Below are 14,511 nucleotides of genomic sequence, written 5' to 3' on the forward strand. Positions count from 1 at the left end.
GCGTCGACCGGTACGGTCCGCGTTCCATGACCGGAAGCGCGCGGAAGGAAAGCGGCACATCCAGGCCGTGACGGCCCTGGCCCGGCGACGGGTCAACGTCCTGCGGGCCCCCGATCCGTGACCGACGGTGCTACCGCGTCATACCCCCAGTGACCGAGACCCCTTGACAGCGACATGAGGAAGCGGCGTGCGGACCAGTTCGGCAGCCAAGGGCGGGGCGCCCTGTCGGGGCAGGCACCGCGAGGTTCGGCGCCAGCGCAGGGGGCTGTCGTCCGGGTTCGCCGAGGTGGCCGTACGCTGGGCGTCTCCATGCACATCCGAGGCGTGGACATCATGGCCGAGGAGAGCGATCGTGGCACAGGGACGTGGCGGCATCAGGGGTGCGCGGATCGGTTCGGGGCCCATGGGGGAGTCCGAGCGCGGCGATCTCGCCCCTCGCACAACGGTGTCCTTCTGGTGCGGCAACGGCCACCGGACCCAGATCAGCTTCGCGATCGAGGCTGTGGTCCCGCGGGAATGGGACTGCCGCAGCTGCGGTCTGCCCGCCGGCCCCGACCCCGACGACGTGCCCGTCGCCCCGGGCCACGCCCCCTACAAGACGCACCTGGGCTACGTCCGGCAACGCCGCACCCAGGAAGACGGCGAGATCCTGCTCAACGAGGCACTGGCCAAGCTGCGCGGAACCATCTGAGCTCCCGGAACGGCGCCGCGACCGGCCGCGGCGCCGTCTTCCCGGCCCACCCCGGGGGCGGCGGAGCAGGACACGTCGCTGTGGCGCCGACCACCACCCCACCAACGGTCGCCGGCCTTCGGCAGTCTGCGTTTACCGGTTGCAGCAGGTGTCGCGGCGGTCGCCTGCGGCGAGGACCCGGACGATCGGGCGGCCGTCCTTCCTGCGGCGTTTCCCATGTCCTCGTCCGGGCTCCTCCGGCGACTCGGTGAAGCGGAGCCCACCTGCCGGGAACGCCCCGGCGTCACTGCCCCTGCTCCCTGCCGGCGTGAACGTTCGAGGCGGTGAACGGTGCAGGCCGGATCCGGTGGGCGGCGTAGGCTGAGGGCAGTGTTCGGGGCTTGTCGATCCCGGCTGCCACGCCGGCCTCGTCCCGGACACGCAGGTACCGGCGACGGGCGCGGCGCCGGGGCAGGATTCGTGACGCCATGACTGCCCGGAACCGCCCGACCGTCCCGGCTGCCGTCGCTTGGCGCGGGCTGACGGTCGCGGACGCGATGGAGCCGTGCGGGCCGCGCATCACCCCGGGCGCCGGCATCGAACAGGCCGGGCGCCTCCTCGCCGACACCGGTGCCACCTGCCTGCTGGTGTGCACGGACGACGGCCGCTGCCAGGGCGTGGTCACCCCCTCCTCGCTCACCCCGTTCCTCGCCTGTGCCTGGTACAGCGACCATTCCCAGGTCCAGGACGCGATGCGCCGGTGCGACCCGTTCGCCTGGCCGACCCTGGCGCTACCCCGCGCCGCGGTGACCATGCGCGTAAGAGGTCTCGACCCGTGGCCCGTCGTCGACGAAGACGGACATCTCCTCGGCATCCTCACCCGCACCAGCGTCACCGCCCTCCTCGCGGCCCCCGATGCCCCCGACGCCTGAACGGACGCTGTGAGCCCCGGGCCCAGCTGCCGGACGCCGCCAGGCGGTCCACCGGCTCCGGATGGGGTCGGACTCCGGATTCCGCAGGTCGTCTGCGGCACGAGGTGCTTGTGCTCGGCAGGTGGTGCGCGTCAGGTCAGTGGCAGTGGCGGAGCGCCGGCCGGCTGCGCCGGCCTTTCCCGGGGCGGCGGCCGGCCGGTGCCGGGCGTGCGGGTGAGGCCGGCCGTTGCGGGCGGTCTTGACGACTGCCGTGCGGGGCGGTGCTATGGCCCTGGGCGCGAAGGAGGGGCCGTGGCACCCGATGAGGACAGTGATACCGAGGACCGTGCAGGTGAAGGCGATGGCGACCGGTCGGGCAGCTCACCGCAGCCGCACCGTCCCGGACCCGCGGACAGTTTCTGGGTGGGGGTGCTCGTTGTGATCGTCGTGGTTCTCCTCCTGACCGTCCTCGTGTCCCACATGGATTGGAGCCCCGGAAGCCCGGCCTACAACATGCCGCCCTACAAGTGACGTTCCGCAGGCCGGAGTCCATGGACAAGGGGCTTGACGCCGGCCGTGCCCCACAGCCGTGGACCTGCGGGGAGGGAGAGCACGGTGCTCGATGAGGACAACGATGCCGAAGGCCGCAGCGACGACGAAGGCGGTGACCGAACCGGCCGCCCCTCGCGCCCGTACCGTCCCGGGCCCGAGGACACCTTCTGGCTGGTCCTGCTCGTGCTGATCGTGGTGGTCTGCGGCCTGATCGGCCTCCTGTCCAACGGAGACCCCGGGCCGGGAGGCCAGGACGGGTATACCGGCTGGCACTGAGAATCTGCGATTCGCGTTTTCACGTACGGGCAGATCGGCTGCGGCTGGATCTGCCGGCCCTGGGTTGAAGAACAAGCCGAGGTCAACGTGACCTGTTCAGTCGTCGGTCCCGGACGTCTTCCGAGGGTCAGTGGAGTAGATCCGGTGCCATTGCCGGGCTGAGCGGGCCAGGTCGTCGGTGACGTGGAGGAGGAACTGACTCGTGATCTCCAGGCGGGCGCCGGCGGGGGCGGTGGTGCCGAGCTTCTGGGCCACGGCCCCGCAAGCCTCGGCGATCCGGGGCTGGTTGCGCACGTCGGCCATGACGGGTCGGAACGCTACGTCGGCGTCGACGGCGTAGCGTTCGGCGCGGCTGTGGGGATCACGTTCGGGTCTGACGAGTGCCTGGGTTTCCAGGTGGCCCGGGGCCTTGGAGACGGACGCGGGGCTGACGTGCAGGCGTCGCACGAGTTCCGCGGAGGTGAGGCCGCCGCTGTCCGTGGTGAACAACGCGGCGAGCACCCTGGCCACCATCTGTGGGAGCCCGGCCGAATCGGTGGGTGGCGCCGGCCCAGGCATCGGTGAGGCGGATGCGGCAGGCGCCGGGGTCGGCGGGTCGCCAGCGATGACGCCGCCGGGAGTGGCGGTCGGCTCGGGGCCCGATGCCCGGTCGTGGGGTAGGAGGGACGGATCCCTGCTGAGGCGCCTTCGTCAGGCTTCGGTGTCGACGCGCGCCAGGATGCCCTTGAGCAGCCCGGTGGCCTGGCCCACCTCGATGAGGTAGCCGTCCGGATCGCGCATGTAGCAGCGGAGCTCGGCTCGGCGGTCGATGGGCGGGGTGAGGAACTCGGCCCCTTTGGCGCGCGCCCTGGCGTAGAAGTCGTGGATGTCCGCCACCCGTACGTTGAGGAAGCTGGAGACCGTGTTGGGGTCCTCCGGCGTGCGCAGGACGACATCGGGCTTGTCGTCGGTGGGCCCGCCGCCCGGGTTCATGATGATCCAGCTGTTGGCGGCCTTGACGATGCAGGGGTTCTCGTCCAGCACGACCCTTCCACCCAGTACGTCGACGTAGAACGCTCGGGAGCGAGGGACGTCGCTGACCGTGAGGAAGTGCGTGAGCACCAGGCCCTCGGCCGGTGCGGGAAGGTCGCCGGCCGTGGCGCCGACAGGCGTGACGTCGGACATGTGTCGAGCGTATGGCGCGCATGGCCGTGCGGCATTCCCAGCCTGCGCCTCTTCACGGGGAAGCACCTGTGGTCGGTGCGGATCGAGGACCTCGACGATATTCATGCGTCCCAGCGGAGGCTCTTCACCCACGAGTGGACAACAGGCCTCTCGCTCCGACGTAGCAGAGCGGTGCCCGGCTGCGCCTACCCGATGGCCCCGCTGTGCCTGCTCGACCTGACCACCAGGGCCGTGGGCCGTGGGCCGTGGGGTCAGCGGGTGGGCGGCGGGGCTCTGGGCCCGGCGGGTCCGGCGTCGTAGCAGGTCACTGCTCAGCGGCGGCGCGAATGAGCAGGCCCCTGACGCCCGGGGCGAAGGTTCCGGGCGTCAGGGACGCGGGCTTCCAAGGATGATGACGGTGCGTTCTCCTGGTGTGTCTTTGTGGGCGCGCCTTCTTCGCCTCGGCCGGCGGGAACGGATGCGGGTGCACTGCCGTTCCATCTGCGGCGATGGTGGCGACGAGTTGCGTGAACTCCCGCTGGCGGACCTTCGGTTCACCAGAGCCGAATCCGTTGTCCAGGAGGCGGAAGGCGTGGGAGCGCAGGGCGTGTCCCGACAGGGTGATCGCGTCGCCGCCCCTGCCGTCGGTCTGCACCCGGTCGAGCGGGTGGGTGCGCTGGGTGACGGGGCGCCGGGGACGACGCACATGGGGGCCGGTGCGCGCCCTGCCGGGTCTATGCGGCCCAGGCGTGCTCCAGCAGAGTGTGGAAGGTGGCGGGCTCTCGGCCGATCAGTTCGGCCAGCGTCGGGTCGGTGGCGGTGAACTCGCCGTTCCGCGCTGCCGCGAAGATGCTCAGCATCAGGTCGGCGATCGGGGCCGGGGCGCCGTGTGCCAGGGCCAGGTCGCGGAAGGCGTCGTCGGGGACGACGGCGCGGGTGAAGGGCCGTCCGGTGGCCCGGGTTGCGATCTCGGCGACGGCGTCGAAGTCGAGCGCCGCCGCGCCGGTGAGCGGTGGGGTGGGCCCCTCGAAACGGCCCTCGTCGGCGAGGATCGCCGCGGTCGCCTCGGCGAGGTCGTCGTGGCCGGTCCAGGCGACGGGGCCGTCGGCGGGGAGGGCGATGTCGCCGGTGTGGCGGGCGGACTCCAGGAACAGCAAGGCGCTGGCCGTGTAGAAGCCGTTGCGCAGCGCGGTCCAGGGCAGGCCGGTGGCGCGCAGCAGGTCCTCCGTCCGGGCGTGGTCGCGGCAGGCCTGGAAGCGGGAGTCGTGGGCGGCGCCCATCTGGCTGGTGTAGAGGATGCGGCCGACCTTGGCCTTCACGGCGGCGTCGATGGCGGCGCGGTGGCCGGTGACGCACTCCTCGCCCGTGCGGTCGAGGGAGACGAGGAGCAGTTGTTCGGCGCCCTCGAAGGAGTGCACGAGCGAGGCGGGGTCGTCGAAGTCGCCCTGCCGGACGCGGACGCCGCGGTCGGCGAGGTCCTGGGCCTTGCGGGGGTCGCGGACGCTGACGCCGAGGTGGTCGGCGGGGAAGCGGTCCAGGAGGCGCTCGATGGTGCGGCGGCCGAGCTTTCCGGTGGCTCCGGTCACGATGATCACGGATGTTCTCCCCATGTTGTTTCCAGTGGAATCATCTTGATGGTAACACTGAAACTAACGATGGAATCAAGCCTCCGATATCATCGATTCATGCCTATGCGCGACACCGTCGACAGTCCTCGCCACCGCATCGTCGTGGCGGCCGTCGACCTGCTGGAGAACGGCGGGCCGGACGCGGTGAGCACCCGCGCGGTCGCCGCCGCGGCCGGGATGCAGCCGCCGGCGATCTACCGCCTCTTCGGCGACAAGGAGGGGCTGCTGGAGGCGGTCGCCGAGTACGGCTACGCACAGTTCCTGGAGAGCAAGCGCGCGCAGCTCGACCCCGCCCCGGAGGACCCGGTGGAGGAGCTGCGCCGTGGTTGGGACCTGGTGGTGGAGTTCGGGGTCTCGCGCCCGGAGCTGTTCGCGGTGATGAACCGGGCCACCGGCCGGGGGTCGGACGCAGCACACCGCGCGGGCCTGGAGATCCTCCACGGGCGGGTGCGCCGGCTGGCGGCCGGGGGGTGGCTGCGGGTCGACGAGGAACTGGCCGCCCAGATCATCCAGGCCACCGGCCGGGGCGCGGTCATCACCTGGCACTCCACCCCTGCGGAACGCCGCAATCCGGCACTGCTGACCATCCTGCGCGAGTCCATGGTCGCCGCCGTCACCCGCGCCGAACCGACGCTCTCCGCCGCGGAGACCGGTCCCGCCCCGGCGGCCCGCGCGCTGCGCGCCGCCCTCCCCGACGACGCGGACGTCCTGAGCGACGCCGAGCAGCGCCTGCTGCGCGAGTGGCTCACCCGCCTGGCGGCAGACGGTGGCGTGCCGCAGGCCTGATCCCGCGTCAGGCGTCCTCGTGCAGGTCGAACCTCCCGAGGAGAGGTCGTTCGACGAGGCGGCGGCGCCGGGCCGAGGACGGCGCCGACCGCGGGCTCGTTCCGTACGGCGTGGCGCCCGGCATGGACGCCCCGAACCCGGATCCGGGGGAGGAGTACCAGCGCCTCAACACCCGGCTATTCGGCATCATCGACCCGCCGGACAACCGGGGCGTGCTCGCCGAGACCGTGCTCCCGCCGTTCAACACGCCCGCCGAGGTGGGCTACGTACCGACTGCTTGCCTTCTCGCAGCGGCTCCGGGCTGTGCCGAGCCGACGCTCCGGTGCTTCCGGACCCTGGCCCGCGCTACATCGTCCCGACGCTCTTTGCCCGACAGCCTGCTGACCAAGCTGCCGGGCCGTCGAGGCCGGATCAGCGGTGGTGGCGGCGGAAGAACTGCCGGATCGGCGTGTTGGCGTCGATCTCGTGGGTGGTGGAGCCGAGGCCGTCGAATTCGTGCGGGGAGCCGGTCCAGGTGTGGCCGCCGTCGGCGACGGTGTGGAGCTCGGTGTCGGCGCCGCGGTGGCACCTGCGGTAAGCGGTCGGGGTGACGTGTTCGGTCGCCGGGGAGGTGGTCGGGTCGGGCCGGCATCCGTTGGGTTCGGCCCAGCTGGTGAGGGCGGCCGGTACGGAGTAGCGCCAGGCGGGGTTGCTGGCGCGTCGTACGGGTTTGATGGGGTCCTGCTGCCCGTGAACAGCGAGGACGGGCACGGGCTTTGCGGGGCGGCAGGATGCGGGGTCGGGCGTACTGTCGTCTGTGGGTCCGGCCGGCCGGCGCGCAGGCCGGCGACCGGTACGACGGCGGCGGGCCGGTCGGGAAGTGCGCAGGCGAGGGCCGAGGTCATCCGGGCGCCGCCGGAGTGGCCCGGATGTTTCGTCACACCGCGGTGCGTGGCGGGTTCTGCGGCCGTTGCTTCGGAGGGCCGGTCGATGGGTCGACCGTCCCGGGTCCGCTCGGGCTGCGTCCTGACAGGCCCGGCGCGGGAGGACCCGGCCACGTTGCCTGACGCCCTACGTGTGCAACCTGTCGATGCCTTTTTCCCGTCCTTCGTCGTGGGCGTCGGCGCCCGCTGCCGGACCCAGACCTCGTATCTGGTCCTCAGCGGCATGGAAGGGGATGGGGCATGCTGCCACCGGACAGTCATGTGCATAGTCAGTGGTCCTGGGACGCACTGGCCGGGTCGATGGAACGCAGCTGCCTCCGGGCGGTTGAACTCGGGTTGCCCTCGGTGGCGTTCACCGAGCACGCGGACCTCACACCCTGGACGCTCAGCCCTGGTGTGAAGGTCCCCGAGGAGTGGAATCCGCTGCTGGTGGACAGCGTGCTGACTCCGCCTCCTCTCGATGTCGGCGGATACCACGAGTGCCTGGAGCGATGCCGGGAGCGTCATCCGGGCTTGCGCATCCTGTCCGGCGTCGAGCTGAGCGAACCGCACTGGCATCGCGCCCGTGCCGCCGCCCTCCTCGACGCGGGGGCTTTCGAGCGGGTGCTGGCTTCGGTGCACTCCGCGCCGACTGCCGCCGGCGACGGCTTCACCGAGGTCTCCGCCCGCTACGACGATCAGTCGCCTGCCCAGGTCGTCCGCGCCTACCTGGCTGAAACCGTCCGGCTGATCCAACAGTTCGAGTCGTTTGAAGTGCTGGCGCACATCGACTACCCGGTCCGTCACTGGCCCGCGGACGGGAAGCCGTACGACCCTTACGACTTCGAGGAGGAGTACCGCCACGTCCTGCGCTGCCTCGCGACGGCCGGCAAGGTCCTCGAAGTCAACACGAGGGTTCCACTGCGCTCCGAGGTGCTGGCCTGGTGGCGTGAGGAGGGTGGCCAGGCCATCACCTTCGCCAGTGACGCGCACGATCCCGACGCCGTTGCCCGGGGCTTCGGCGATGCCGTCGGCATGGCCGAAGCCGCAGGCTTTCGCCCAGGCCGTGATCCCCACGGCTTCTGGAGCCGAGGGTGACCGACGGTGGTCACCCGATGGGTCGTCCGCTCCGAGGCCACCCCGTCCTGTTCCACCTCGCCGCACTGCTGGACACCGCGTGCCGACCACCCGCCGAGCCACGGCCGTCGATGCCACCGAACCGGCACGCCCGGCCGGCTCACTCGTCAACAGCACGGGGAGCGGACCGGTGGGGCCGCCCACTTCTTCCACGCCCCACTCCGCCTGCGTCGGCTTCGGCCTGGAACGCTGGGCCCAGTGGATCCACAGCCACCTCGGCGGCGACCCGACCGCCTGGCCCGACCACCTCCGCACAGCAGCCGACTGAACAGCGACCCGCGCTCGCCCCACCTGGCCTGCTGTCCGCCCCACGGGCAGCAGGCCGTGCTCTCACCCGCCTTCCTGACCGTCGTTGCCGCCCAGGAGCGCGAGAAGAGAGGTGCTCAGCGAGACACGTCCGACCCGGTGGGCACCTTCGCGACAGGCGCCGGCCCGGGCGACCGCCCGCCACCATGCCCGAGGACCCTTCGTGCACCTCCACATCGCCTTCGCCGCCGCAGCCGCCGCCCGGCTGCTCGCGGTGTTGCTCAAGCAGGTCATGAGAAGCGACAGCGTCGGTGAACCCCGCCGTCGCAGGGACGCAAAAACCGTTTGGCGGACGAGGCGACCACTGCTAGGTTCCCGGAAGCCGTGCGAGAGAACGAGGAGGTGGTACCCGTGAACGCAGTATCGACATGGGTGCTCTCCTCCGGGGTCACGGTCGGACGACAGGTCGTCCGGGAGCGCCGTTTCTGAGCCCTCCCGAAAGGCACGACCGTGCACTTCACCTCTGAGCAGCACCTCGACGACGGCGTCGTCGAACGCGAATTCACCCTCGGCGAGATCCCCGGCATCCTGTGGACGCCCGCATCCGCCTCCACATCCGCACCGGCGCCGCTGATCCTGCTCGGCCACCCGCCCCTCGGGCTGCGCACGATGTACCCCCGACTGGCCGCCCGGGCCCGGCACTCCGCGGCGGAGGGCTTCGCCACGGCCACCATCGAGCTCCCCGGCAGCGGCGACCGGCCCCGTTGGCCCGCCGTCGAGCGGGCCCGCGCCGACCTGCGCCGGGTGATGGCGGCCGGCGAGCCGGTCAGCGACGAGATCGTCGACGCCCTCATCCTCCCGCTGGTCGACAAGGCGGTCCCGGAATGGCAGGCCGCCCTGGACGCCCTCCTCGCACTGCCCGGGATCGGCGGTCCGGTCGCCTACTCGGGGGGAGTGATCTCCATCGGCATCCGACTGGCGGTGGTCGAGCCGCGCATTTCGGCCGCCGTGCTGTTCGCCGGGAGTTTCGTGCCGCGCGCCATGTTCGAGGAGGCCCGGCAGGTCACCATTCCGCTGCACGTCATGCTGCAGTGGGACGACGAAGGGAACGACCGGCAGGCTGCCCTGGACCTGTTCGACGCCTTCGGCTCCGAGGAGAAGTCCCTGCACGCCAACATGGGCGGGCATACCGGTGTCCCCCAGTTCGCGGGGGACGTCGCAGCCCAGTTCTTCACGCGGCACCTGAAGTGAGGGCGGGCCGTCGGACCGGCAGCAGACGGTAGCTGATGTCGGCCGGCACGCCGTTCATCGAGGACGGGACCCGGCCTTCCGCAGCTCGCTACACCGTGCGCCCCTGCTGAACTCTCGGCAGGGGCGCATGCTGCCTGACGTCATAAATTGTTCGATTTCTGCAGGGCTTCCAGTGCTGCCCGAACTCGGGTTCTGGCTCAACCCGTACCTTGCCGCGGGGCCGCCTGGGGCGGCCGTGCCACCGCCCGCCCGCAGTGGCGCCGCTGTTGGAGATCACCAGCTCCGACCGGGCGGCTCCCGTCGAGCCGGACGTGCCCGAAGTCCCTGCCGCTCGTCGAACTGGCCGAGCGCCCCGGATGGAGCGCAGCGTTGCCGCGCCGCCCCGACCGGTCGTCCTCCTCTCGGGCCGGGCGGGCGCAGCGCCGATCCGGGGCCGCCCGGTCCCGTGTCCGCCAGCCGCCCCGGACCTGCCGCGATGCTGCGGTTCAGCGGGTGGACCAGACCGGGCAATCGACGGCGTGACGGGTCAGCAGCAGGATGCCGCCGCCTTCCATGACCTGACGGCTGCGCACGGCCTGGCAGCAGCCGCGGCGCGCGGCCGGTACCAAGGCGGGGCATCCGGCGTGCCGGTGCGGCCTCCGGGCGGGACGGCGACGCAACGGGGGGTTTCGGCACCGGCCCCGTGGCAGTGGCGGGAGCGGGTCGGGCAGGTTGGGGAACGGTGATGTGGCGGCCGGCCTGGTCGGCGGAAAGGCGGAGGGTGGGGGCGTGTGTGCGGGGGCGGTTGTGTCGGCTGTCTGGCATACCGGCACTGTGCCTCGTTCCGTGCCGATCATGTGCAGGCCCGGATGTGACACGCCGTCGGGTACACCCTGTGCCCGGTCCGGGCCCGGCTGGGGCGCCGACCGCGGGTATACCTGTTCGGACGTGATGTCCGGGGGGACGTTCGGCACGTAACCCGGAAGGAGGTGGCCGCCGTGGTGCGCGGGAATCGGGATCCGGCGTCGCCGGCCGTACGCGTCGAGCCGGTCGGCGCGCACGTGGACGAGTGGATGCGGGCCCGGGCCCGCGGGGTGGTCGCCGTGCACGCCCGCGGTGCCGAGGATCTGCGGCTGTTCCTGGACGCGCTCGGGATCGATGAGCGGTCTGCCGGGCTGCGGGAGTCCGGGCGGGAGGCGCGCGGGGGCCCGTGGGCATCGAGGGACATGGCAGGGTCAGGCAGTGCCGCTGTGGCCGCCACCGTCGTCGTCGTCGTGTCCGTCACGGCAGTCGTCTTGGTCTTCTTCGTAGTTCCATGGGTGATCGCCTTCGCCGCCGGCGTTCTGCTCCTGGCCGGGGTGCTGGAGGAGGCGGCGGAGGTGCCAGTCGCGGGCGCGGTCGAGCTGGTGGAGGGTGAGGCCGGTGGCCTGCAAGATGTGCTGGGTGCTGGCGGGGCCGAGGCGGTGGTGGGCTTCGAGGAGGATGGAGGCCCACAGTTCCTCCATGTCGAAGGGCCGCTGTTCGTAAGCGGTGACGAGGGTTTCCAGGTGGTCCCAGGAGCAGGCGGTCAGCAGGCGCTCGCCGTGCTCGAGGGCGCCGCAGGCGGTGGCGGAGGAGTCCGCGACCGTGTACAGGTAGGCCTCCTCCTCGGGCACGAGGACACCGCACAGGTCGCACAACTCAATGCCCTCGATGTCCCCGTGGCGGTGATTGCCGGGATGTGTCACGGCGGACCCCCGTTTCTGTCCGGCGGTGTCGTCCGAGGTTGCCGTCCGGCACGACGTGGGCGGTCACGAGGTGTGCCCTGCGGCCCGGCCGGCTTCCGTTCGCAGCTCAGCCGGCCGGGCCGGGTGCATGCGGTGACCGCCGAACGGCCCGGCGGGGGGGCGAACCCTCACGCCGCTCGGGCGCCGGTACTTGAAGCCGGTGCGTCCGCCTGCTGCGCCGTACCCCCGGGTGCGTGCCGTCGGGGCAACCGGGCCCCGCACCCCGGCAGCATCCCGCCGTCCCGGACACCGCGCTCCCCGAGCTGCGGGCAGGCCTCCGAGCTGCGGTAGTGCCCGCCCGGTCGGTGACGGTAACGGAGCGGCGCGGGTCAGCGTTGGGCGTAGACGCTGTCCATGAATTCGATGATCTGCTGGTCGGTGAGGCGGCCGCCCTCACGGTGGCCCTTGCACAGGTCGGCCTCGCTGATCATCCCGACCAGGCGGTCGTTGTCGATCACCGGGATACGGCGGATCTGGTGCTGCTCCATCTTCGTGAGGACGGTGTCCATGCTGTCGGCGGCGCGGACGCAGTGCAGCTGGCCGGCCAAGTCCATGGCGGTCATTCGGGCGGGGTCCTCACCCGTGGCCAGACACCGGATGACGATGTCGCGGTCGGTGACCATGCCCTTGAGCTTCTGGTCGGCGCCGCAGATCGGCAGGGCGCCGACCTCCATCTCGCGCATCATCTTCGCCGCATCCAGCAGGCTCTGGTCGGCGCCGATGCACTGGGCGCCTGCGTGCATGACGTCCCGAGCTGTGGTCACGCTTCCTCCTCGATCGGTTCACTGGCCCCGACGGTGCCGGGCTCGGGGCATTTTTGAGTCTGTGACCGTGCCGGGCGGCCCGCACTTCGAATCCGGCCGCTCGTGCAGGGGGCTCGCCGCTGTCCTTGCCCCACGCCCTGTCCCCGGGTCGGCAGGCGGCGACGGCGGGGCCGGTGATCGAGGGCGGGCCGGAGCCGTGACGGGCTGGCGCGGTGGGCGGGTGGCAGGTATCGGCGGACCGCAATGGTGGCGGGAGGCGCAGTGGCCATCACCGGGCACGCCCGGCTCGACTGGTGCAGGAGGTGTCAGGGGAAGGTGTCTGTGCGGAGCGGGGCGGCGAGAGCAAGGAGCCGGGCCGCGCCGTGTCCGTCGATCTCCACCTGGAACTGGCCGGGCGAGGTCTGCGAGGACGCGACCATCCTCGGCAAGGTCGTCGCCGTTTTCCGTCGTCTGTGGTCCGCCCCGCCTCGGCCGGGCAGCAGCATCGGGGGTGCGGGTGATCGGGCGCAGCGTCGCGGTGGGGCCGTGTCTGCGGGTCACACTCGGAACCGAGTAGTCGGTGGACCTGCCGCAGTGTGCACCGGGGGTGGGCGGATGCCGCGGGCCGATCTCACGAACCGAGGATCCCGGCCGTGGCCGGGGGGTAGTGGCCGCAGCAATGGCGGCGCCCGATGTGCCCGGTTCGTGATCTGCCCCGTGCATGTGTGGCATGCCAGCGCCAAGAAGCGCCCGGACCGGCCCGGATGCCGACATGGCGGTGGATCCGGGCCGGGTGCCGCACGGCCCCTTCGTTGGCTTCTGCTCCGTTCCCGTGGCAGATGCAGTGACTGTGCCAGCGCCAGAGGCTGCTCCGGCAGGACGTCGGAGGTGCGAACGAGGTCATGGAATTCTTGTATAGGTTTGCACGCCGGTCCCGCTGTTCAGGTAGGCGGCGATATTGCGTACAGCCGTGGTGAGTTCTTCGATCACCCGTGCGGCCTGTTCCGGATTGCGCAGATCCGGGAGGTGCCCGGTGTGTCCGGTGTGCTCGGTTGTTCCTGAGACTTGCGTGAGAGGGCTGGATTCGAGGCGTGCCCCGGGCAGGGAGTGCGGAGAGGCGACGCGGGGTTGCGGGTGAAGGGCCGGGAGGGAGGACGCTGGAAGGATGTCCGTCGGCCCTGCATGTGCTCGGTGCAGGATTTCTGGCGAATCTCCCGCGAGAGAAAAACTGCCGACCTGGGGAGATCCTTCAGCGAGCCTGAACTGATCCTCCACCGGGCGTGCCCTCGGTGGAACGGAATTTTCTTCCCGGGATTCCTGGAACAACGGGCTGGATGAATAGCGTGGCTTTTGGATGTATGAAGTCTCCCATTCCCTGCGGTAGTCCTCGACGTGGTCGACGCAGTGGGTGCGGGCGTGGAAGACCGCGCTTCCTTCGCCGAGCTCGGGATACCAGAGGTTGGCACCGGGGAAGGTGACGCTTCGCATCCGGGGTTTGATGGGCTCAGCGCATCCCATGCAGCATCCCGGTGGGACGATGAGGCGGGCGGAGCCGGTGTGCTCGGTCCGCCGCGGGCCGCCGTTCCATCGGTGTTCTCCGTTGTGGCAAGGCGGGAGTTCGCCACAGGTCCGGCACACCGCGTAGTGCTCCGGGAGGACGTGCCAGTCATGGCTGGCCGGTGCGCACCAGTGTTTCGGAACGGACCTGGGGATGTTTTCATTGCGCAGAACCAGGATCACGGGGCGCTTGTAGAAGCTGGCCCGGTCGGGGGGCATCGTGCTCCTGTGGGCGCCATGGAGATTTTCGGAATGACTCCACAGCTCCACGTGTTCGTACCAGGATTCCTGGTAGGTCCTCGGCCACTGGGAGTACGGGTATTCGTTGATTTCCAGGACTTGCCACGGCTGACGGTCCAGAACAACGGTTTGACCTGTCTGCAGGCGCAGGAAGACCTCGTCCGATTGGTGCTCGGGCCAGTCGATGCGGCCGACGCGGACGGGTTGGTCGGGGAGCCACTCCTGGTTAGGCACGCACGCTCCTCGGGGTCTGGGCAGAGTTTGGCTGTTGCTCGGATGGTTTCAGAGATTCTCGGTCATCTCTGGTACGCGGAGGCTCTGACACGCTCACGAACCGGCTCTCCCCGCCATATGGCGCAGTGGGCTGCAGGGTGTATCGATTCTTTGCGGCCGGTAATGGCCCCCGAACGGCCCGGAAGATTTTCGTGCATTCGGGCGATGTGATGATCCGCTAGTTTCCTTCGGTTATTTATTGGGATACGCACCTTCTGCATGGGCGAGGCGGCTGCCGCCGCAGGTCTCCGCCGCCCGGAGCGGATGACGGGATTCCGCTCCGGGTGGCGGTCAGGGGTTGCCCGGGCGGGGTGGGCGTCCTGGGCGGTGGCCGACGGGGGGATGAACCCGGCCTGTGTGACTGGGCGTTTCGTCCCTGGTTTCGGGGGTCAGGTTCCGCGCCAGGTCGGGGTGGATTCGCCGGTGAGCCGGCGGGTCATGAGGCCGATCA

The 14,511-nt window shown here is 70.9% G+C and carries 16 protein-coding genes and 1 pseudogene; 9 read left to right on the plus strand and 8 right to left on the minus strand.

Annotated elements, in window-relative coordinates; all coding sequences use genetic code 11:
• Positions 1-19: 19 nt before the first annotated feature.
• From ABD353_RS40475 to ABD353_RS19675, 5 genes and pseudogenes are all read left to right on the plus strand, one after another.
• Positions 20-167: pseudogene (locus ABD353_RS40475) on the plus strand (IS110 family transposase); the annotation flags it as partial.
• A 185-nt stretch (positions 168-352) separates the two neighbouring features.
• A complete protein-coding gene (locus ABD353_RS19660) occupies positions 353-691 on the plus strand; it encodes an RNA polymerase-binding protein RbpA (RefSeq protein ID WP_344624951.1) in 339 nt (112 codons plus the stop codon).
• 467 nt (positions 692-1,158) lie between these two features.
• On the plus strand, positions 1,159-1,602 hold the full coding sequence (locus ABD353_RS19665; protein ID WP_344624952.1) for a CBS domain-containing protein: 444 nt from the start codon (positions 1,159-1,161) through the stop codon (positions 1,600-1,602).
• A 291-nt stretch (positions 1,603-1,893) separates the two neighbouring features.
• Positions 1,894-2,112, plus strand: coding sequence for a hypothetical protein (locus tag ABD353_RS19670; RefSeq protein WP_344624953.1), 219 nt, complete (start codon positions 1,894-1,896; stop codon positions 2,110-2,112).
• Between the two features lie 84 nt (positions 2,113-2,196).
• A complete protein-coding gene (locus ABD353_RS19675; RefSeq protein WP_344624954.1) occupies positions 2,197-2,409 on the plus strand; it encodes a hypothetical protein in 213 nt (70 codons plus the stop codon).
• 96 nt (positions 2,410-2,505) lie between these two features.
• Here ABD353_RS19675 and ABD353_RS19680 read toward each other — a convergent pair whose 3' ends face one another.
• From ABD353_RS19680 to ABD353_RS19695, 4 genes are all read right to left on the minus strand, one after another.
• Complete coding sequence (locus tag ABD353_RS19680) at positions 2,506-2,922, minus strand: MarR family transcriptional regulator (protein WP_344624955.1); 417 nt, start codon at positions 2,920-2,922, stop codon at positions 2,506-2,508.
• Positions 2,923-3,099: 177 nt separating this feature from the next.
• Positions 3,100-3,573 (minus strand): VOC family protein, encoded by a 474-nt coding sequence (locus ABD353_RS19685; protein WP_344624956.1) that lies wholly within the window; start codon positions 3,571-3,573, stop codon positions 3,100-3,102.
• Between the two features lie 304 nt (positions 3,574-3,877).
• Positions 3,878-4,207, minus strand: a complete 330-nt coding sequence (locus tag ABD353_RS19690; protein ID WP_344624957.1) for a hypothetical protein — start codon at positions 4,205-4,207, stop codon at positions 3,878-3,880.
• 79 nt (positions 4,208-4,286) lie between these two features.
• A complete protein-coding gene (locus ABD353_RS19695; protein ID WP_344624958.1) occupies positions 4,287-5,147 on the minus strand; it encodes an SDR family oxidoreductase in 861 nt (286 codons plus the stop codon).
• A gap of 90 nt (positions 5,148-5,237) precedes the next feature.
• Here ABD353_RS19695 and ABD353_RS19700 point away from each other — a divergent pair, with 90 nt between their 5' ends.
• On the plus strand, positions 5,238-5,966 hold the full coding sequence (locus ABD353_RS19700; protein WP_344624959.1) for a TetR/AcrR family transcriptional regulator: 729 nt from the start codon (positions 5,238-5,240) through the stop codon (positions 5,964-5,966).
• A gap of 411 nt (positions 5,967-6,377) precedes the next feature.
• Here the strand turns inward: ABD353_RS19700 and ABD353_RS19705 are convergent, their stop codons facing one another.
• A complete protein-coding gene (locus ABD353_RS19705) occupies positions 6,378-6,716 on the minus strand; it encodes an alpha/beta hydrolase family protein (RefSeq protein ID WP_344624960.1) in 339 nt (112 codons plus the stop codon).
• A 413-nt stretch (positions 6,717-7,129) separates the two neighbouring features.
• Here ABD353_RS19705 and ABD353_RS19710 point away from each other — a divergent pair, with 413 nt between their 5' ends.
• From ABD353_RS19710 to ABD353_RS19720, 3 genes are all read left to right on the plus strand, one after another.
• Positions 7,130-7,966 (plus strand): PHP domain-containing protein, encoded by an 837-nt coding sequence (locus ABD353_RS19710; protein WP_344624961.1) that lies wholly within the window; start codon positions 7,130-7,132, stop codon positions 7,964-7,966.
• A gap of 169 nt (positions 7,967-8,135) precedes the next feature.
• Complete coding sequence (locus ABD353_RS19715; protein WP_344624962.1) at positions 8,136-8,273, plus strand: hypothetical protein; 138 nt, start codon at positions 8,136-8,138, stop codon at positions 8,271-8,273.
• 488 nt (positions 8,274-8,761) lie between these two features.
• On the plus strand, positions 8,762-9,502 hold the full coding sequence (locus ABD353_RS19720) for a dienelactone hydrolase family protein (protein ID WP_344624963.1): 741 nt from the start codon (positions 8,762-8,764) through the stop codon (positions 9,500-9,502).
• A gap of 1,214 nt (positions 9,503-10,716) precedes the next feature.
• Here ABD353_RS19720 and ABD353_RS19725 read toward each other — a convergent pair.
• The 3 genes from ABD353_RS19725 to ABD353_RS19735 all read right to left on the minus strand — a co-directional run bounded on the left by ABD353_RS19725 (position 10,717) and on the right by ABD353_RS19735 (position 14,021).
• Complete coding sequence (locus ABD353_RS19725) at positions 10,717-11,136, minus strand: hypothetical protein (protein WP_344624964.1); 420 nt, start codon at positions 11,134-11,136, stop codon at positions 10,717-10,719.
• Between the two features lie 440 nt (positions 11,137-11,576).
• Entirely contained in the window at positions 11,577-12,011 is a 435-nt protein-coding gene (locus tag ABD353_RS19730; RefSeq protein ID WP_344624965.1) for a CBS domain-containing protein, read from the minus strand.
• Between the two features lie 879 nt (positions 12,012-12,890).
• The gene (locus ABD353_RS19735; protein ID WP_344624966.1) at positions 12,891-14,021 is read right to left on the minus strand and encodes a hypothetical protein; all 1,131 of its coding nucleotides are present in this window, start codon (positions 14,019-14,021) and stop codon (positions 12,891-12,893) included.
• Between the last annotated feature and the right edge of the window lie 490 nt (positions 14,022-14,511).

Origin of the sequence: Kitasatospora arboriphila (assembly GCF_039528095.1) — a bacterium.
GTDB classification, from domain to species: domain Bacteria; phylum Actinomycetota; class Actinomycetes; order Streptomycetales; family Streptomycetaceae; genus Kitasatospora; species Kitasatospora arboriphila.

Excerpts from the sequence above, each read along its gene's own strand:
- ABD353_RS19665 (WP_344624952.1), top strand. The coding sequence starts at position 1,159 with ATGACTGCCCGGAACCGCCCGACCGTCCCGGCTGCCGTCGCTTGGCGC.
- ABD353_RS19680 (WP_344624955.1), bottom strand. The coding sequence starts at position 2,922 with ATGGTGGCCAGGGTGCTCGCCGCGTTGTTCACCACGGACAGCGGCGGC.
- ABD353_RS19685 (WP_344624956.1), bottom strand. The coding sequence starts at position 3,573 with ATGTCCGACGTCACGCCTGTCGGCGCCACGGCCGGCGACCTTCCCGCA.
- ABD353_RS19700 (WP_344624959.1), top strand. The coding sequence starts at position 5,238 with ATGCCTATGCGCGACACCGTCGACAGTCCTCGCCACCGCATCGTCGTG.
- ABD353_RS19710 (WP_344624961.1), top strand. The coding sequence starts at position 7,130 with ATGCTGCCACCGGACAGTCATGTGCATAGTCAGTGGTCCTGGGACGCA.